This window comes from Corynebacterium sp. ACRPZ, assembly GCF_022346205.1.
Lineage (GTDB): Bacteria > Actinomycetota > Actinomycetes > Mycobacteriales > Mycobacteriaceae > Corynebacterium > Corynebacterium lehmanniae.
The window spans coordinates 80,196-98,394 of the sequence record NZ_JAKRMR010000006.1 but is presented as its reverse complement, the minus strand read 5'-3'; the positions used below and the strand labels follow the sequence as shown (position 1 = coordinate 98,394).

The 18,199-nt window shown below is 66.9% G+C and carries 18 protein-coding genes; 16 read left to right on the top strand and 2 right to left on the bottom strand.

Annotated elements, in window-relative coordinates:
- The first annotated feature begins 22 nt into the window (after positions 1 to 22).
- From MHX64_RS05950 to MHX64_RS05900, 11 genes are all read left to right on the top strand, one after another.
- Positions 23 to 595 carry a F0F1 ATP synthase subunit B gene (locus tag MHX64_RS05950; RefSeq protein WP_239356188.1) on the top strand — a complete coding sequence of 191 codons (573 nt, stop codon included), beginning with the start codon at positions 23 to 25 and terminating at the stop codon, positions 593 to 595.
- A 5-nt stretch (positions 596 to 600) separates the two neighbouring features.
- On the top strand, positions 601 to 1,434 hold the full coding sequence (locus MHX64_RS05945) for a F0F1 ATP synthase subunit delta (RefSeq protein ID WP_239356190.1): 834 nt from the start codon (positions 601 to 603) through the stop codon (positions 1,432 to 1,434).
- A gap of 8 nt (positions 1,435 to 1,442) precedes the next feature.
- Complete coding sequence (atpA, locus tag MHX64_RS05940; protein WP_239356191.1) at positions 1,443 to 3,107, top strand: F0F1 ATP synthase subunit alpha; 1,665 nt, start codon at positions 1,443 to 1,445, stop codon at positions 3,105 to 3,107.
- A 51-nt stretch (positions 3,108 to 3,158) separates the two neighbouring features.
- On the top strand, positions 3,159 to 4,127 hold the full coding sequence (locus tag MHX64_RS05935) for a F0F1 ATP synthase subunit gamma (protein WP_239356192.1): 969 nt from the start codon (positions 3,159 to 3,161) through the stop codon (positions 4,125 to 4,127).
- 3 nt (positions 4,128 to 4,130) lie between these two features.
- Positions 4,131 to 5,642: a F0F1 ATP synthase subunit beta gene (atpD, locus tag MHX64_RS05930; protein ID WP_236883397.1), complete on the top strand. Its 1,512-nt coding sequence runs from the start codon at positions 4,131 to 4,133 to the stop codon at positions 5,640 to 5,642.
- Positions 5,643 to 5,653: 11 nt separating this feature from the next.
- On the top strand, positions 5,654 to 6,022 hold the full coding sequence (locus MHX64_RS05925; protein ID WP_194989527.1) for a F0F1 ATP synthase subunit epsilon: 369 nt from the start codon (positions 5,654 to 5,656) through the stop codon (positions 6,020 to 6,022).
- A 140-nt stretch (positions 6,023 to 6,162) separates the two neighbouring features.
- The gene (locus MHX64_RS05920) at positions 6,163 to 6,627 is read left to right on the top strand and encodes a DUF2550 domain-containing protein (protein ID WP_181888246.1); all 465 of its coding nucleotides are present in this window, start codon (positions 6,163 to 6,165) and stop codon (positions 6,625 to 6,627) included.
- Positions 6,628 to 6,649: 22 nt separating this feature from the next.
- Complete coding sequence (gene nucS / locus MHX64_RS05915) at positions 6,650 to 7,342, top strand: endonuclease NucS (protein WP_239356193.1); 693 nt, start codon at positions 6,650 to 6,652, stop codon at positions 7,340 to 7,342.
- The gene (locus MHX64_RS05910) at positions 7,342 to 7,629 is read left to right on the top strand and encodes a hypothetical protein (RefSeq protein ID WP_239356194.1); all 288 of its coding nucleotides are present in this window, start codon (positions 7,342 to 7,344) and stop codon (positions 7,627 to 7,629) included. Before nucS ends, MHX64_RS05910 begins: the two co-directional genes overlap by 1 nt.
- A 10-nt stretch (positions 7,630 to 7,639) precedes the next feature.
- Positions 7,640 to 7,942, top strand: a complete 303-nt coding sequence (locus MHX64_RS05905) for an MTH1187 family thiamine-binding protein (protein ID WP_181888249.1) — start codon at positions 7,640 to 7,642, stop codon at positions 7,940 to 7,942.
- A 1-nt stretch (position 7,943) separates the two neighbouring features.
- Positions 7,944 to 8,777 (top strand): tetratricopeptide repeat protein, encoded by an 834-nt coding sequence (locus tag MHX64_RS05900; protein WP_239356195.1) that lies wholly within the window; start codon positions 7,944 to 7,946, stop codon positions 8,775 to 8,777.
- Here MHX64_RS05900 and glgB read toward each other — a convergent pair.
- Both glgB and MHX64_RS05890 read right to left on the bottom strand, forming a co-directional pair.
- Complete coding sequence (gene glgB, locus MHX64_RS05895) at positions 8,774 to 10,963, bottom strand: 1,4-alpha-glucan branching protein GlgB (protein WP_239356196.1); 2,190 nt, start codon at positions 10,961 to 10,963, stop codon at positions 8,774 to 8,776. The two genes, MHX64_RS05900 and glgB, sit on opposite strands and share 4 nt — an antisense overlap.
- Positions 10,964 to 10,971: 8 nt before the next feature.
- Positions 10,972 to 12,999, bottom strand: a complete 2,028-nt coding sequence (locus tag MHX64_RS05890) for a maltotransferase domain-containing protein (RefSeq protein ID WP_239356197.1) — start codon at positions 12,997 to 12,999, stop codon at positions 10,972 to 10,974.
- A 139-nt stretch (positions 13,000 to 13,138) separates the two neighbouring features.
- On the opposite strand from MHX64_RS05890, the gene MHX64_RS05885 reads away from it, so the two are divergent.
- Genes MHX64_RS05885 through MHX64_RS05865 form a run of 5 tightly spaced genes read left to right on the top strand, consistent with a single transcriptional unit; the run spans position 13,139 to position 18,192 of the window.
- Positions 13,139 to 13,933 carry an ABC transporter ATP-binding protein gene (locus tag MHX64_RS05885; protein WP_239306089.1) on the top strand — a complete coding sequence of 265 codons (795 nt, stop codon included), beginning with the start codon at positions 13,139 to 13,141 and terminating at the stop codon, positions 13,931 to 13,933.
- A gap of 18 nt (positions 13,934 to 13,951) precedes the next feature.
- Positions 13,952 to 14,827, top strand: a complete 876-nt coding sequence (locus tag MHX64_RS05880; RefSeq protein ID WP_239356198.1) for an NUDIX domain-containing protein — start codon at positions 13,952 to 13,954, stop codon at positions 14,825 to 14,827.
- Positions 14,817 to 15,956 carry an SAM-dependent methyltransferase gene (locus MHX64_RS05875; RefSeq protein WP_239356199.1) on the top strand — a complete coding sequence of 380 codons (1,140 nt, stop codon included), beginning with the start codon at positions 14,817 to 14,819 and terminating at the stop codon, positions 15,954 to 15,956. Before MHX64_RS05880 ends, MHX64_RS05875 begins: the two co-directional genes overlap by 11 nt.
- A gap of 10 nt (positions 15,957 to 15,966) precedes the next feature.
- A complete protein-coding gene (locus MHX64_RS05870; protein WP_239356200.1) occupies positions 15,967 to 17,076 on the top strand; it encodes a cysteine desulfurase family protein in 1,110 nt (369 codons plus the stop codon).
- A 51-nt stretch (positions 17,077 to 17,127) separates the two neighbouring features.
- Positions 17,128 to 18,192: a glycoside hydrolase family 25 protein gene (locus MHX64_RS05865; RefSeq protein ID WP_239356201.1), complete on the top strand. Its 1,065-nt coding sequence runs from the start codon at positions 17,128 to 17,130 to the stop codon at positions 18,190 to 18,192.
- Positions 18,193 to 18,199 lie beyond the last annotated feature (7 nt).

Here is an 18,199-nt window from a genome sequence, read left to right as displayed (position 1 = left end):
TTTTTTAGATCAGGAGCAACCAATGACTGACGTCACTGCATTCCTCGCTGCCGCAGAGGCCAGCGAGAAGCTGCCGCTGGAGAAGGAACCTTCCATTCTTCTGCCGGCAGCGTACGACGTGGTTTGGTCTCTTGTCGTTTTCATCATCGTCGGCCTACTTTTTGCGAAGTACGTCATTCCGAAGTTCCAGGAAGTGCTGGCGGAGCGCGAAGACCGAATCAAGGGTGGCATCGAGCGTGCTGAGGTCGCCCAAAAAGAAGCCAAGGCTGCCCTGGAGAAGAACAACGCCGAGCTTGCGGAGGCGCGCCACGAGGCCGCTGAGATCCGTGAAGCCGCCCGCACCCGCGGCAAGGAAATCGAGGCTGAGTCTCGTGCCCGCGCCGAGGAAGAGGCCCGCCGCATCATCGAGTCCGGTGAGAAGCAGCTGCTGGCCTCCCGCGAGCAGGTTGTCGCTGAGCTGCGCAACGAGATGGGCCAGAACTCCATCTCGCTGGCTGAGCGTCTGCTGGGCACCGAGCTGTCGGATTCGACCCGCCGCTCGAACACGATCGACGAGTTCCTGAGCGAGCTCGACCACGTGTCGACGAGGAAGTAGGCGAGATGAAGGCAGCTAGTCGCGAAGCACAGTCGCACGTTACGGGCAAGCTCGAGGAGCTGATCCGGAACGCCGACAATTCCGTCGCCGTGGCTGCGCAGATCGGTACCGAGCTGTTCCTCACCGTGGACCAGCTCGACACCGAGCGCGCGCTGCGTATCGCCGTGGCCGACACGTCGCTGGAGTCCTCGCAGCGCGAGGGCATAATTCGCGACGTCTTCGGCAACAAGGTTGCGGAGCCCACCCTGAACATCCTCACCGCTGCGGCGCAGCAGGAGTGGTCGACCCCGCGCGAGTTCCGCGCCGGTCTGGTCAACCTCGGCCGTCATGCGCTGGAGCTGGGTGCCAAGGAGCAGGGCCAGCTGGAGCAGGTGGAAAACGAGCTGTACCAGCTCTCCACGCTGCTCGAAGGGGAGAAGGAGCTGACCCAGCTGCTCTCCGACCGCACCGCGACCCCGGCGCAGAAGCGCGGACTGTTGGCTAGCGTGATTTACGGCAAGGTGACGATGTTCACCGAGGCACTGGCATTGCAGGTTATCGGCCGCCCCAACCACAACCCCGTCGACGACTTGGCCGAGCTGGCCGCGGGCGTCGCGGAGCTGCGTGGCAAGGCTGTCGCACGCGTGAAGGCCGCTGAGGCACTCAGCGACACCCAGCGCGATGCACTGGCCCGCAAGCTGGAGCAGATTTACGGTCGCGAGATGGCCATCCACTCTGAGGTTGACCCCAGCCTCCTCGGCGGAATGGTTGTCCGTGTGGGCGATGAGGTCATCGACGGTTCGACGCGCGGGAAGATTAACCGCCTGCGCACCGACATGGCGGCCCAAGCGACCAAATAGAAAACAACATGCTGGAAGAAACTACCGAGAGCAGGAAGAACATGGCGGAGCTGACGATCTCCTCCGATGAGATCCGTAGCGCGATAGCGAACTACACCTCGAGCTACTCCGCGGAGGCCTCCCGTGAGGAGGTCGGCGTGGTGACTTCGGCTGCAGATGGTATTGCCCAGGTTTCCGGGCTGCCAGGTTGCATGACGAACGAGCTGCTCGAGTTCCCGAACGGCGTCATCGGCGTCGCACAGAACCTCGAGACCGATTCCATCGGTGTCGTGGTGCTGGGTAATTTTGAGACCCTTTCCGAGGGCGACGAAGTCAAGCGGACGGGCGAGGTTCTCTCGATCCCGGTCGGCGAGAACTTCCTCGGCCGCGTGATCAACCCCCTGGGCCAGCCGATTGACGGCCTGGGCCCCATCGAGTCCAACGAAGAGCGTGCCTTGGAGCTCCAGGCCGCAAGCGTGCTCGACCGCCAGCCGGTCGAGGAGCCGCTGCAGACCGGCCTCAAGGCGATCGACGCCATGACGCCGATCGGCCGCGGCCAGCGTCAGCTCATCATTGGCGACCGCAAGACCGGCAAGACCGCAGTCTGCATCGACACCATCCTCAACCAGAAGGAATTCTGGGAGACCGGTGACCCGTCGAAGCAGGTGCGCTGCATCTACGTCGCCGTCGGCCAGAAGGGCTCCACCATTGCCGGTGTGCGCCAGACTCTGGAGGACAACGGCGCACTGGAGTACACCACCATCGTGGCGGCTCCGGCATCCGACTCCGCAGGCTTCAAGTGGCTGGCACCGTTCTCCGGCGCCGCCCTGGGCCAGCACTGGATGTACCAGGGCAAGCACGTCCTGGTGATCTACGATGACCTGACCAAGCAGGCCGAGGCATACCGTGCCATCTCCCTGCTGCTGCGCCGCCCGCCGGGCCGCGAGGCATACCCGGGCGATGTGTTCTACCTGCACTCCCGCCTGCTGGAGCGTGCCGCCAAGCTCAACGACGAGCTCGGTGCCGGCTCCCTGACCGCGCTGCCGATCATCGAGACGAAGGCGAACGACGTGGGCGCCTTCATTCCGACCAACGTCATCTCGATTACCGACGGCCAGGTCTTCCTGCAGTCTGACCTCTTCAACCAGGGCGTGCGCCCGGCTATCGACGTGGGCATCTCCGTGTCCCGTGTCGGTGGCGCCGCGCAGACCAAGGGCATGAAGAAGGTTGCCGGTAACCTCCGTCTTGACCTCGCCGCATACCGCGACCTGGAGGCCTTCGCGGCCTTCGCGTCCGACCTCGACGCCGCTTCCAAGAAGCAGCTCGAGCGCGGCCAGCGTCTGGTGGAGCTGCTGAAGCAGTCCGAGAACTCTCCGCAGGCAGTCGAGTACCAGATCATCTCGATCTGGTCCGCGAACCAGGGCGTTTTCGACGTCGTTCCCGTCGAGGATGTCCGCCGCTACGAGGCAGAGCTGCACGAGGCCATCCGCGCCAACGCACCGCAGGTCTACGACCAGATTGCGGGCGGCAAGCAGCTTGACGACGACTCTCAGGCCGCGATCCTGCGCATCAACGAGGACCTGGCGCGTAACTTCCAGGCTTCCTCCGGCGAGCGCATCGTCCGTGAGGCCGAGGCGGAGCCGCTCGACTCCAAGCACGTGTCCAAGAACCAGCTCAACGTCAGCCGCTCCTAGTACGCGTGCAACGCGACTAGGACTACTACATAAAGGAAGGGAGGAAACACCATGGCAACGCTTCGCGAATTGCGCGACCGCATCAGGTCCGTCAACTCAACGAAGAAGATTACGAAGGCACAGGAGCTGATCGCCACCGCGCAGATCACCAAGGCCCAGCAGCGCGTCGAGGCGGCTAAGCCGTACGCCGACGAGCTGAAAGACGTCATGGAACGCCTCGCGTCCGCGAGCTCCCTGGCCCACCCCATGCTCCATGAGCGTGAGAACGGCCGGGTCGCGGCAATCCTCGTGGTCACTTCTGACCGCGGTATGGCCGGCGGTTACAACCACAACGTCCTGAAGAAGGCGGCGCAGCTGGAGCGCATGCTCACCGATGCCGGGTACGAGGTAGTGCGCTACGTCACCGGCAACAAGGGTGTCACGCACTTCAAGTTCCGCGACATGGACGTTGAAGGTTCTTGGACCGGGTTCTCGCAGCAGCCGTCGTGGGAGGACACCCACGGCGTGCGCCATCAGATCATCGATGGCTACATGGCAGGCTCAGAAGGCTCGGTGCCGCTGCGTGTCGACGGTGCCAAAGGTGGTTCCGTGCGCGGCTTCGACGTCGTGCACGTCGTCTACACCGAGTTCGTCTCCATGCTGTCGCAGGAGGCCCGGGTCACCCAGCTCCTGCCGATTGAGCCGGTGCTGGAGGAGTTCAAGTACGAGCAGCAGGACATGCTGACCACCTCCGGCGAGGTGGGCCCGGACATGAACTTCGAGCCCGACGCTGACACGCTGATGGAAGAACTGCTTCCGGTGTACGTCTCCAGGTTGCTCTACTCGATCTTCCTGGAGTCCGCTGCAGCGGAGTCGGCATCGCGCCGCACGGCTATGAAGAACGCGACGGATAATGCTACGGAGCTGGCTAACGACCTGTCTCGTGAAGCTAACCAAGCCCGTCAGGCAAAGATCACCCAGGAAATCACCGAGATTATCGGCGGCGCTGGCGCGCTGTCCGGTAGTGGAGAAAGTGACTAAATCATGACTACTGCTCACTCTTTTGATGAGCGCAACGACGAGCTGGCGGGTGCGGCTTCTGAGACCGACACCGCACCGGCTCAGGTCGAGAACACTCAGAACCCGCGCGGTTCTGAGAACGGCCGTGTCGTGCGCGTCATCGGCGCAGTCGTCGACGTGGAGTTCCCGCGTGGCGAGCTGCCCGCTCTGTACAACGCGCTCGAGGTCGACATCGACCTCGGCGAGATGTCCAAGACCATCGTGCTCGAGGTCGCCCAGTTCCTGGGCGACAACCTCGTGCGCACCATCGCTATGGCGCCGACCGACGGCCTCGTCCGCGGCGCTAAGGTGGCAGACTCCGGCAACCCGATCTCCGTGCCGGTGGGCGACCAGGTGAAGGGCCACGTGTTCAACGCGCTCGGCCAGTGCCTGGACGACCCGTCGGTGGGCGAGAACGGTGAGCGCTGGGGCATCCACCGCGAGCCGCCGGCGTTCAAGGACCTCGAGGGTAAGACCGAGATCCTGGAGACCGGTATTAAGGTCATCGACCTGCTCACCCCGTACGTCAAGGGCGGCAAGATCGGCCTGTTCGGTGGCGCTGGTGTGGGCAAGACCGTGCTGATCCAGGAGATGATTACGCGTATTGCACGCGAGTTCTCCGGTACCTCGGTCTTCGCCGGCGTCGGCGAGCGCACCCGTGAGGGCACCGACCTGTTCCTCGAGATGGAGGACATGGGCGTGCTGCCGGATACCGCGCTTGTCTTCGGCCAGATGGATGAGCCGCCGGGGGTCCGTATGCGCGTGGCCCTGTCCGGCCTGACCATGGCGGAGTACTTCCGCGATGTGCAGAACCAGGACGTGCTGCTGTTCATCGACAACATCTTCCGCTTCACCCAGGCGGGCTCCGAGGTGTCGACCCTGCTGGGCCGCATGCCTTCCGCCGTGGGCTACCAGCCGACCCTGGCCGACGAGATGGGTGTGCTCCAGGAGCGCATTACCTCGACCAAGGGCCGTTCGATTACGTCGCTGCAGGCCGTCTACGTGCCGGCGGACGACTACACCGACCCGGCTCCGGCCACCACCTTCGCCCACCTCGACGCGACCACCGAGCTTTCCCGTTCGATCGCGTCGAAGGGCATCTACCCGGCCGTGGACCCGCTGACCTCCACGTCTCGTATCCTCGAGCCGGGCATCGTCGGCGAGCGTCACTACGCGGTCGCGCAGAAGGTGATCGGTATCCTGCAGAAGAACAAGGAGCTGCAGGACATCATCGCCATCCTCGGTATGGACGAGCTGTCCGAGGAAGACAAGATCACCGTGCAGCGCGCGCGTAAGATCCAGCGCTTCCTGGGCCAGAACTTCTTCGTCGCAAAGAAGTTCACCGGCGACGAGGGCTCCTACGTGCCGCTCGAGGAGACGATCGACGCGTTCGACCGTCTCTGCGAGGGCGAGTTCGACCACTACCCGGAGCAGGCCTTCAACGGCCTTGGCGGTCTGGACGACGTCGAGGCTGCGTACAAGAAGCTGCAGGCGTAGGAGGGTAGAAGATGGCTGAACTTACCGCTCAACTGGTCGCGGTCGACCGCATGCTCTGGAAAGGCCAGGCAAGCATCGTCACCGCCCAGACCACGGAGGGTGAGATCGGCATCCTTCCTGGCCACGAGCCGCTCCTTGGCCAGCTCAAGGACAACGGTGTGGTGACCATCCGCCCGACCGACGGCGAGCGCATCGTCGCCGCCGTCCAGGGTGGGTTCCTGTCCGTTGTGGGCGACAAGGTGACCATCTTGGCCGACTACGCGATCTTCGCCGACGAGGTTGACACCGCTGACGCGGAGTCCCACCTCCACGACGAGGACCGCGTTGTCAAGGCACGTTCCGAGGCGGAGCTCGCCGCGGTTCGCCGTCAGAGCCAGTAGAAGTCTCTGGCAAGGAAGGCATAGACGCCGACCGCCACGAACGCACCCCTTCCCGGGAAACCGGGAGGGGGTGTTTCGCATTTGTGCGATATGATCACTGGCAAATGTCTATCCAGCGTGGTCGAGGAGGTTGGGCCGGGATGATGGTCGTCGCAGGTGTTGCAGCGCTAGTCCTGGTAGTCCTCGCAGCGGCCGCGGGGTGGCGCTTTGCCATGGTGCGCAACTCCGGCGCGCGGGCGATGATGCGCGAGCTGCCGGCTGAGGGGATCCACGGCTGGCGGCATGGCGTGCTGCGCTACGACGGCGAGCGGCTGCTGTTTTTTAAGCTGCGCTCCCTGACGTTCCACCACGACGTGGAGCTGGATCGCCGCGGGGTGGAGTTCGAGGGGTTCAGGGACGTGACCGAGGGCGAACGCGAGTTCATGCCGGAGATTGGTCACGTCCTCCGCTTTACTGGCCCGCAGGGCGATTTCGAGTTCGCGGCGGACCGCCACACGGAGATGGGGCTGGTGTCGTGGGTGGAGGCGGCACCGGATGTGCGCCAGGAGCGTATCGACGTACGTTCGCTGGTCCAGCGCGCGCAGCGCGATGCAAACCAGCGTTAAGGGCGGCTGTACCCTGACAGGCATGCGTCTAGTCATAGCCCGTTGCTCCGTGGATTACGTCGGCCGCCTGGATGCGCACCTGCCGGAGGCGATGCGCTTGATCCTGATCAAGGCGGACGGGTCTGTGTCCATCCACGCGGACGACCGCGCCTACAAGCCGCTGAACTGGATGACGCCACCGTGCACCACCCGGGTGGAGCACGTGGTGGACGTGGACGGCGAGGACACCGGCGAAGAGCTGTGGATCGTGGAGAACCCGAAGGGCGAGCAGCTGCGGATCACCATCTCCGAGGTGCTGCTGGACGAGACGAAGGAGCTCGGCCAGGATCCCGGCCTGGTCAAGGACGGCGTGGAGTCCCACCTGCAGGAGCTTTTGGCGGAGCACATCACCACGCTCGGCGACGGGGTGACCTTGGTGCGCCGCGAGTACCCGACCGCGATCGGGCCGGTGGACATCCTGGCGCGCGACCCTCACGGAGGCACGCTGGCGGTGGAGGTGAAACGCCGCGGCGGCATCGACGGCGTGGAGCAGCTCAGCCGCTACGTGGAGCTGCTCAACCGCGACGACCTGCTGCGCCCGGTGCGCGGCGTGTTTGCAGCGCAGGAGATCAAGCCGCAGGCGCGCACGCTCGCGGGCGACCGCGGCTTCGAGTGCGTGACCCTGGACTACGACGAGCTGCGCGGCATCGAGTCCGCGGAGCTGCGCCTGTTCTGATGCCGCGGAGGAACCGACGCCAGCACCAGGTGCCGCGGTACGTGCTGCCCAAGGACGGCTCCACGTTCCTCGGCACCCAAGAGATGGAGGGGCCGAGCTGGACCAACGGGGAAATCTTCAAGGTCCGCCAGATCGGGTCGGCGGCTGCGACGAAGTACTACATCTGCCCGCTCTGCAACCAGAACATCCCACCCGGGGTGGCGCACGTGGTGGCGTGGCCGCGCGATACCGGCCGGGGCGCGGACGACCGGAGGCACTGGCACAAGCACTGCTGGCAGCGGCGCTAGGATTGGCTGCATGATTGCAGCGTTTTCTGTGGCACCGACCATGACCGAAAATTCCAACGCGGAGATGTCCGACGTTGTCGCCCGGGCGGTGAAGGTGGTCCGCGAGTCGGGCCTGCCGCACGAGACCACGGCGATGTTCACCACCATCGAGGGGGAGTGGGACGAGGTCATGGACGTGATCAAGCGGGCGACGCAGGCGGTGGAGGAGGTCTCCCCGCGCGTGTCGCTGGTGGTCAAGGCGGATATCCGCCCCGGCTACGAGAACATGATGCAGCAGAAAGTCGAATCCCTGAACAAGCACCTGGAGGCGTAATATGACCAACCCGCAGTTCACCGGCGGCGCGATCGACCTGGGAGCGCTCGCGGACCGCAACGACGAGGCGCAGGGCGGCTTCGAGCCGTTTATCACGGTCACCGAGGCCAACGTTGAAAAGGACATCTTCGAGCGCTCCATGCAGATTCCCGTGGTGCTGCTCATCGGCACGCCGCGCAGCCCGGATTCGGAGAGCTTGAAGGCCCAGTTTGAGAAGTTGGCGGCGGGCCAGCGCGCCTTCCTGGTCGGCTACCTGGACGCGGACGCCACCCCGCAGGTCGCCCAGGCGATGGGCGTGCGCGTGCTGCCTACGGTGGTCGCGCTTGCGGGTGGGCGCCCGGTGGCCAACTTTGAGGGCAACCAGCCGGCGGACGAGCTCGAGCAGTGGGTGGGTGCTTTGGTCAGCCAGGTGGGCCCGCAGCTGCAGGGGCTTGCCGACGACACCACGCCGGCCGAAAAGGCCGAGGACCCGCGCCTGGACCGCGCGACGGAGGCGCTCAACGCGGGTGACTTCGACGCCGCCACGGCCGTCTACGACGAGATCCTCGCGGACGACCCCGGAAACGCGGACGTCAAGCAGGCCAAGGCGACCGTGGCTGTGCTCAAGAGGGTGCAGGGGCAGGGGGAGCCGGAGGGTGACGTCGAGAAGCTGCTGTGGCTCGCGGACAAGGAGTTTGTGGCAGGCCAGCCTGAGGCGGCCTTCGACCGCCTGCTGGAGCACGTCAAGGCCGAGCCGCGCGCCAAGGAGCGGCTGCTGGAGCTGCTGACGCTGTTGGAGCCGGGCGATGAGCGCGTGATCGCGGCGCGCACCCGGCTCGCCAGCGCGCTGTTCTAGCGGCGCAGGATGTAGTACTGCGCGCTCATCGCCGGCACGTGCAGCTCGGCGGACTGCTCGAAGCGGTCCCACTCGGTCGGCTCGGTGTGAAGCACCTGTGGCAGGTCGTTGCCGGCGCCGCCGTAGACGGCGTCGTCGGTGTTGACCAACAGCTCCCACTCGCCGGCCTCGGGAAGCCCGAGCCGGTAGTTGGGCTGGGAGGCACCGGAGAGGTTCACCACGGCGAGCACCGGGGTGGCGTCCACGCCCCAGCGGATGTAGGCGAGGATGTTGTTCGCGGCGTCGTCGCCCTTGACCCACTGGAAGCCCATCGGGGTGTTGTCCTGCGAGTACAGCGCCGGGGTGTCGCGGTAGACGCGGTTTAAATCGCGCACGAGGCGCTGGATGCCGCGGTGGTAGCCGTGGCCCCAGCTGTCGGCGATGTTGTCCCAGTTGACGGAGTGCGCCTCGTCCCACTCGGTGGTCTGGCCCCATTCGCAGCCCATGAACATCAGCTGCTTGCCGGGGTGCGAGAACATGTAGCCGTAGAGGGCGCGAAGGCCGGCGGCCTTGTTCCAGTCGTCGCCGGGCATGCGAGTCCACAGCGAGCCCTTCCCGTGGACCACCTCGTCGTGGCTAAAGGGCAGCACGTAGCGCTCGGAGAACGCGTAGACCAGCGAGAAGGTGATTTCGTTGTGGTGGTAGGAGCGGTGGATGGGATCCAGGGAGAAGTACTCCAGGGTGTCGTTCATCCAGCCCATGTTCCACTTCAGGGAAAAGCCCAACCCGTCCGCGTCGGTCTGCGCGGTCACGCCCGGCCAGGCGGTGGACTCCTCGGCGATGGTGAGCACGCCGGGGTGCTCGCGGTGGACGGTGGCGTTCATCTCCTGGAGGAACTGCACCGCCTCCCAGTGCTCGCGGCCACCGTACTGGTTTGGCAGCCACTCGCCGGGCTCGCGGGAGTAGTCCAGGTAGAGCATGGAGGCCACGGCGTCCACGCGCAGGCCGTCCAAGTGGAACTCCTCGCACCAGTACAGGGCGTTGGCCACCAGGAAGTTGCGCACCTCGCGGCGGCCGAAGTCGAAGACGTAGGTGCCCCAGTCCTTCTGCTCGCCGCGGCGCCAGTCGGGGTGCTCGTAGAGCGCGGAGCCGTCGAAACGCGCAAGCGCAAAGTCGTCTTTGGGGAAGTGGGCGGGCACCCAGTCCACCAGCACGCCGATGCCGTTGGCGTGCAGGGTGTCCACGAGTTTGCGGAACTCGTCCGGGCTGCCCCAGCGCGCGGTCGGGGCGTAGTAGCCGGTGACCTGGTAGCCCCAGGAGCCGCCGAAGGGGTGCTCCGCCACGGGCAGAAACTCCACGTGGGTGAAGCCGTTTTCCACCAGGTAGGGCACGAGCTCCTCGGTTAGCTGGGCGTAGTTGGAGCCCTGCTTCCAGGAGCCGATGTGGCACTCGTAGACGCTCATGGCGGAGTTGGTGGCGTCGATGCCGGCGCGCGCGTTCATCCACTCTTCGTCGGTCCACTCGAACTCGCTCGGCGCGGCCACCACGGAGACGGTCTCCGGCGGGGTCAGGGTGCGCTTGGCCAGGGGGTCGGCCTTGTCCACGCGGGTGCCGTCGGCGGTCTGGATGGCGTACTTGTAGGTCGCGCCGTCGCCGATGCCGGGGATGAAGATCTCCCACACGCCGGAGGAGCCCAACGAGCGCATGGGGTACTGGTTGGGGTTCCACTCGCAGAAGTCGCCGATGACGGCCACGCCCTGGGCGTTCGGCGCCCACACGGCAAACGAGGTGCCGCGGACCTCACCGAGCGAGGTCTCGTAGGAGCGCACGTTCGCGCCGAGGACCTCCCAGAGGCGCTCGTGGCGGCCCTCGTTGATCAGGTGCAGGTCCAGCGAGCCCAGGGTGGGCAGGAAGTGGTACGCGTCCGCCACGATGCGCGGTTCGGCGCCGGGGTAGGTGACGCGGAAGCGGTAGTCGGGCGCGTGCTCGTCGTCAAGCAAAATTGCCCAGATGTCGTCGCCGATGGGCTCCATGGCGCGCGCTCCGTTGTGGATGAGCAGCTCCACGCGCTCGGCGCCGAGGAAGCGGGTGCGCACGACGGAGCCTGCGCCCACGCGGTGCCAGCCGTAGAAATCGTGGGGCGCGTGGTGCTTGCACTCGGTCAGGCGCTGGCGGTCGCCTTCGGGGATGAGCAGGTCGGTGTTCATGAGCTTCCTTAGGGACGGTAGTCGTGGTCTGAGATCTGACGGTACGCAAGTGCTTCTCGACGAACCGAAGGCACCTCCGGCAACCGGAAAATATGCGCGACGTTCTTCTCGGGTGCGAGGCGGATGAAGTTGCTGGTCTCGGCGGTGGTCCAGGTGTAGCGCTCGCCGGTGATCTGGTCGTGCACCTCGAAGGTTTCGCCGTCGTTGAGGCCGACCGCGGAGGCGTCGACACGCAGCATGCCCTCCTGGGTGGCGGAGGGATCCAGGTTGACCACCACGAGCACCGCGTTGCCGGTCTCCGCATCGACCTTGGAGTAGGCGATGATCTGCTCGTTGGCGATGTCGTGGAAGCGGATCTGGCGCAGCTGCTGCAGCGCCGGGTTGTCGCGGCGGATGGTGTTGAGCAGCGTCAGGTACGGCTCAAGCGAGGCTCCCTTTTCCAGCGCGGCGGCGAAGTCGCGGTGGCGCAGCTGGTACTTCTCGCTGTCGTGGTACTCCTCGCTGCCCTCGCTAACGGGGCGATCTTCGTAGAGCTCGTAGCCGGAGTAGACACCCCACAGCGGGCTCATCGTGGCGGCCAGGGTGGCGCGCAGCGCAAACGCCGCCGGGCCGCCCTGCTGCAGCGTGGCGTGCAGGATGTCGGGGGTGTTGACGAAGAGGTTGGGGCGCGAGACGTCCGCGACGTCGACGAGCAGCTGCGCGAAATCGGTCAGCTCCGCCTTCGTGGTCTTCCACGTGAAGTGGGTGTAGGACTGCGAGAACCCCGCCTTGGACAGCCCGTACATGCGCGGCGGGCGGGTGAACGCCTCCGCCAGGAAGATCACGTCCGGGTCGGTCTCGTGCACCTTCGCAATCAACCAGTGCCAAAAATCCACCGGCTTGGTGTGCGGGTTGTCCACGCGGAACGTGGTCACGCCCAGGTCCACCCAGTACATGAGCACGCGGTAGATCTCGGCGTAGAGCTTCTCCGGGGCGTTGTCGAAGTTCAGCGGGTAGATGTCCTGGTACTTCTTGGGCGGGTTTTCGGCGTACGCGATGGTGCCGTCGGCCAGCACGGTGAAAAACTCCGGGTGCTCTGTCGCCCACGGGTGGTCGGGGGCGGCTTGCAGCGCGAAGTCGAGGGCGATTTCCAGGCCCAGCTCGTTGGCGTGGTCCATCATGTCCAGGAACTCGTCCTCGCCGCCCAAGTTCGGGTCGAAGGCGTCGTGGCCGCCGTGCTTCGAGCCGATCGCCCACGGCGAGCCCACGTCGCCGTCCTCCGGGGTCAGCGTGTTGTTGCGCCCCTTGCGGTTGACCTCGCCGATGGGGTGGATCGGCGGGAAGTACACGGTGTCGAAGCCCATGTCGGCCACGCGCTGCAGCTGGGCCGCGGTGGTGGCCCAGGTGCCGTGGACGGGGTTGCCCATGGCGTCCACGCCGCCGGTGGAGCGGGGGAACATCTCGTACCAGGAGTTCACCAGCGCCTCGCGGCGCTCCACAAGGATGTCGGCCACGGGCCCGCGGGTGACCAGCTCGCGCAGCGGGTACTCGGCCAGCACGTCGCGCACCTCCTGCGAGACACAGGGCGCGATGCGGTCGGCGAGCGGCAGCGTGTCGTCGAGAAGCAATGTGCGCGCGTTCTCCAGCACCTGCGGCGAGGGGGTCTGGGCGATGGCCGCGGCGAACAGGTCCGCGCCGTGGGCGATGTCGTTGGCTAGCTCGGCTTCGGTCTGGCCCGCGGCGAGCTTCTTTTCCACCGCATTGCGCCACGTGGCCATCACGTCGCTCCACGCGTCCACCCGGTAGCGCCACAGCCCCTTCTCGCGGGGGATGAAAATGCCGTGGACGTAATCCGGGCGGTAGACCTCCTGGTGCATCGGCGCGGAGAACTGCTCGCCGGACGGAGACACCAGCACCAGCGTCGCAGCGATGGCGTCGTGGCCCTCGCGCCACACCAGCGCCGAAACAGGTACCACCTCGCCGACCACCGCCTTCGCGGGCAACGTGCGACCGGAAACCTGGGGGCGCACATCGTCGATGCCAAAGCGAGCAACCATTTTTCAGACCCTCTCAACCTGCCTGCATTCCATCAGCCAGGGTAGCGCGGGCCTCCCACACACGCGGGCCGAAATAGGTAAAGATGGATGCGTGAATGCGAGTGAGGAATTGGTGACAGACCCGGACCTGCTGGTGGACATGCGCGACGTGGAGTTCATCCGCGGCGGCAACACCCTGGTGGGCCCCGTGACATGGCAGGTTGAGCTGGACGAGCGGTGGGTGGTCATCGGCCCCAACGGCGCCGGCAAGACCACCCTGATCCGCATGGCCTCGGCCCAGGAGTTCCCGTCCAAGGGCACCGTGTTCATCATCGGCGAGCGCGTCGGCGCCACCGACATGCGCGACCTGCGCGCGGCGATCGGCGTGACGTCATCTGCGGTGGCGCAGCGCGTGCCGGACAACGAAAAGGTGGGCGATCTGGTCGTCTCCGCCGGCTACGCCATCCTGGGGCGCTGGCGCGAGGACTACGACCAGATGGACTACGACCAAGCCCTCGAAGTGCTCGAGCAGGTCGGCGCGATCCACCTGATTGACCGCACTTGGGGCACGCTGTCCGACGGCGAGAAGAAGCGCGTGTTGGTCGCGCGCGCGGTGATGACCAACCCGGAGCTTCTGATCCTGGACGAGCCGGCCGCAGGCATGGACCTGGGCGGGCGCGAGGACCTGCTGGCCTACCTGGGCGATCTGGCCATGGACCCGGACGCACCGGCGATTGTCATGATCACCCACCACTTAGAGGAGATCCCGGCGGGCTTTACCCACGCCATGCTGCTGGACGAGGGAGAGGTGGTCGCCCAGGGGCTTATCGACGACGTGCTGACCTCCGAAAACGTCTCGCGCGCATACCACCAGCCCATCGAAGTCACGGTGGATGAGGGCCGCTTCACCGCGCGCCGGGCTCGCGCCAAGCGCGGGGGTGCGCACCGGGCGTAAGCCTGGGGGTTTTCGGCCATGCCCACGAGAAGGAATCGCACCCAGGGCGTGCTGACGCACGACGTCGGCGACACCATCGACGTCCACGAGCGCAGCGGGTTTCAAGGTGCCCGCCTGTCCGCGACGGTGATGCTGCTTCGCGACGGTGCGGACGGGCTCGAGGTGTGGATGCAGGAACGCGTGTTATCCATGCCGAACTACCCCGGCATCACCGTCTTTCCCGGCGGCGGGGTGGATTCGCGCGATTTCCCGCCACGCGCGTGGGACGACGGCGAGCTGTGGCTCGGCCGCTCCGCCATTTCCCTGGCCCGCCAGCTGGGCGTGACCAAGTACAAGGCGCACGCGCTGCTGTTCGCGGCGGTGCGCGAGCTGTTCGAGGAAACCGGCACGCTGCTCGCCGTGGACGACGACGGCGTGTTGCTGGGCGACGCGCGCCCCTTCCACGAGCACCGCCTGAAGCTGGAGTCGCACGAGCTTTCGCTTACCGACGTGCTCCGCGAGTCCAACCTCAACGTCTGCGCCGACCTGGTCAAACCGCTCGCGAGGTGGGTAGGCAAGTCTGAAAGTGGCAACTGGTTCGACACCTTCACCTTCGTCGCCGCCAACCCGGAGGGTCAGGAGCCGGATTCCAACACCGAGGAGGCGGACGACGCCAACTGGTTTCCGCCCCAGCTGATCTTGGAGGGTTGGCGCCACGGATTGGTGCGCCTGGCGCCCTCGACGTGGGCGCAGCTGAACGAGGTGGCGCGCTTCGAGGACGCGGAAGAGGCGCTGGCCGCCGCGTGGCGCGCGGACTTGTCGCCGGTGGTGGGCGACCCGGTTGACGACCTGCGCTACCACGACTTCTTCTCGTTCACGCCCATCGACAGGATTGGACGCCGCGGTGGGATTTAGCGTTGCGGAAGCTCGCTTTCTAGCGGCGCACGCCAGGGAGATCGCGGACGTTGCGCCGGAGGTGGCGCTGACCAAGCAGTCCGTGTTTGCGGACCGCGCGGTACTCGATGCCCGCTTCGGCGAGTACGCCCGCGCTGTCAGCGTGCTCATCTCCTCCCAGCGCGCGGCGGCGGGGAAGTTCCCGGAGGATTGGCTCACCGACGCCGACGCGGTGCAGCAGGCCACCCCGGCGCGCGTGGCGCGCGTGCGGGCTGGGCGGATCGCGGCTGCCGGGGTGGAGTTCGTCCACGACGTGACCTGCTCGGTGGGCTCGGAGGCGCCGGCGTTTCGTGATGCTGGCGTGGCCTGGCTCGGCTCCGACCTGGACGCCGCCCGCCTGGTCATGGCCAGCCACAACCTCGGGCCGGACGTCTGGCTGGCCCGCGCGGACGCACTTGCGCCGGTGAGCAAGGGCGGGGCGGTGGTGGCCGACCCCGCGCGCCGGGCCGGCGGCAAGCGCATCACGGACCCCGCCAAGCTCCTGCCGCCGCTGCCGGACCTGCTGGCCGCGCACGCAGGCCGCGAGATGGCGGTCAAATGCGCGCCGGGCATCGACTACTCCGGGTGGGACGGGCTGGTTAGTGTCGTGTCCGTGGATGGGGGAGTCAAGGAGGCGTGCCTGTATACGCCGGGGTTGGCGGGCGGAGCTCGTCGAGAAGCAGTAGTGCTGCGGGACTCTGAGGAGCGCGTCACCGACGACGAGCCGGACGAGGTGGAAATCACCGCGCCGCGCAAATGGATCATCGAGCCGGACGGGGCGGTGGTGCGCGCCGGGCTGGTTCGGCAGTGGGCCGCGCGCCACGGCCTGAGCATGCTGGACGAGCACATCGCCTACACCACGGGAAATGCGATCCCGGAGGGTTACAGCGGCTTCGAGTTCATCGAGGCGGTGCCGCTGCGCGCGCTGAAGAAGACGCTTGCCGGCCACGGCGCGGGCAGCGCGGAGATCCTCGTGCGTGGGGTGGACGTGGACCCGGACCAGCTGCGCAAGAAGCTCAAGCTGCGCGGGGACAGGCAGATGGGCGTGGTGATCGCGCGCGTGGGCAACGACGCGGTGGCGCATGTGTGCGGCGCGCGCGTGCACGCCTAACCTTTGGGGCATGGTCTACCTCGATCACGCAGCCACCACTCCCATGCGCCAAAGCGCCATCGACGCGTGGGTGGAGCACGCTGGCGCCCTCAACGCCGGCAGCCAGCACGCCGCCGGGCGTAAGGCGAACGCGGTGCTCGCCGATGCCCGCGAACGCATCGCCGCGGTACTTGGCGCGGACCCGGTGGAGGTGGTGTTCACCGGCTCCGGCACCGAGGCGAACAACATCGGGGTGCGCGGGCTTTACGACGCCTCCGGCGGCGGCCGCGTCGTGTCCACCCCGATCGAGCACCCGGCCGTGCTCGAGGTAGTCAAGTCTCTGGGCCAGACTGAATGGATCCCGGTGGGGCGAGACGGCGTGGTTTCGGACCTTTCCGCGTTGGATACCCCAGCCGCGGTGGCGGCGGTGATGTGGGCGAACAACGAGACCGGCGCGATCCAGCCGGTGCACGAGGTTGTTGCTCGAGCCGAGGCCGCGGGCACCCCGGTGCACGTGGACGCGGTGCAGGCGGTCGGGCACATCCCGGTGGACTTCCACGAGCTCGGCGCGGCCACGCTTGCGTCTAGCGCGCACAAGTTCGGCGGCCCGCGCGGTATGGGCCTGCTTCTGGCGCGTCGTTCGCCGGCGCCGAAGCCGGTGATTCTGGGCGGCGGGCAGGAGCGCGGCATCCGCTCCGGCACGGTGGACGTGGCCTCGGCCGCGGCCACGGCGGCGGCGCTGGAGGAGGCTGTCGCCGAGATGGGGCAGGAGCAACAGCGGATCGCGGGCCTGCGCGATGCGGTGATTGCGGGGGTGAAAGAGGCGGTGCCGGAGGTGATCGTCGCAAAGCATGAGCCCTGCCTGCCGGGGCACGCGCACTTCATGTTCCCCGGGGCGAACGCGGACGCGCTGATCATGCTGCTGGATGCGCAGGGCATTCAGGTGTCGGCCGGCTCGGCGTGCGCCAGCGGTGTGCTGCGCATGAGCCACGTGCTGGAGGCGATGGGGTTTTCCGAGCGCGAAGCGATGGGCGCGCTGCGCGTAACGGTGGGGCGGACGAACACGCGCGAGGACGTGGAGAAGTTCCTCGCCGCGATCCCGGAGGTGGTGGAGCGGGCGAGAGCCGCCGGCGCGCTGTAACTTGCGTGTCGCGTGTGGTGCGTGTGACTTGAGTGGTTTAGTGTGTCGGTCATGCAGATTTCTCGCCGCATCCGTACCGCAGCCGCCGCCGTGACCGCGCTCGCCGTGGGCTTAAGCGTGGTCAACCCGGTGACCGGGCCCGCAGACGCCCAGTCCATCCCGGGTGTTGTCTCCGGCGTGGACGTGGCGGGCCACCAGCGCCCGGGCGGCGCAGCCATCGACTGGGGCTCCGTCCGCACCGCCGGCGGCCAGGACTTCGCCTACGTGAAGGCCTCCGAGGGCGACGGCTGGAAGAACGACTTCTACAACGAGGACGCCAAGGCCGCGGCCGATGCCGGGCTGAAGGTGGGCGCCTACCACTACGCGCGCCCGGCGGAGGACCCGGTGGCGCAGGCGCGCTACTTCGCCTCCGTGGTCAACGACGGCCCGGCCACCCAGCTGCCGCCCGTGCTGGACCTCGAGGTCGACGAAGGCCTGGGCCCGGTGCAGCTGGCGGGCTGGACGCAGGCGTTCCTCTCCGAGCTGGAGGCGCGCACAGGCAAGCGCCCGATGATCTACACCTACCGCTATTTTTGGTACGAGCGCATGAACGACACCCGCGCGTTCACCTCCTACCCGCTGTGGCTGGCGGCCTACCAGAACCGCCCGCCGGCCCCGGTCGGCGGCTGGGACAAGCTTTCCTTCTGGCAGCGCAGCGATTCCGGCCGAGTGGTGGGCATCAACACGCCGGTGGACATGAACATCTTCAACGGCAACGCCGCGCAGCTGGGCCAGTTCGCGGCCGGCGACCTGCGCGCAGGCGGCGGCGTGCTGGAGCAGTTCCAGGCGCCGGATTCCGGCGAGCTGAAGGTGCTCGAGCAGGACAGCACCAAGCTCGTGGTGGCCATCCTCGCGCTCGCCGCGGGCGGTCTGGGTGCGCAGCAGCTTATCGACGCCGCCCGCCTCGCCGGCTTCGACCCGACCGACGCGGACAACATCGCCAACCTCGTCCGCGCGTTGGCGGGCCAGGGCGAGCTGCCGATCGAGGACCTGCAGAAGATGATGGTCGGCGACTACCAGATCGGCGACCTGCTCATCCTGCTGGACAACGCCGCGAAGGAAGCGAACAAGGGCTAGATCGAGC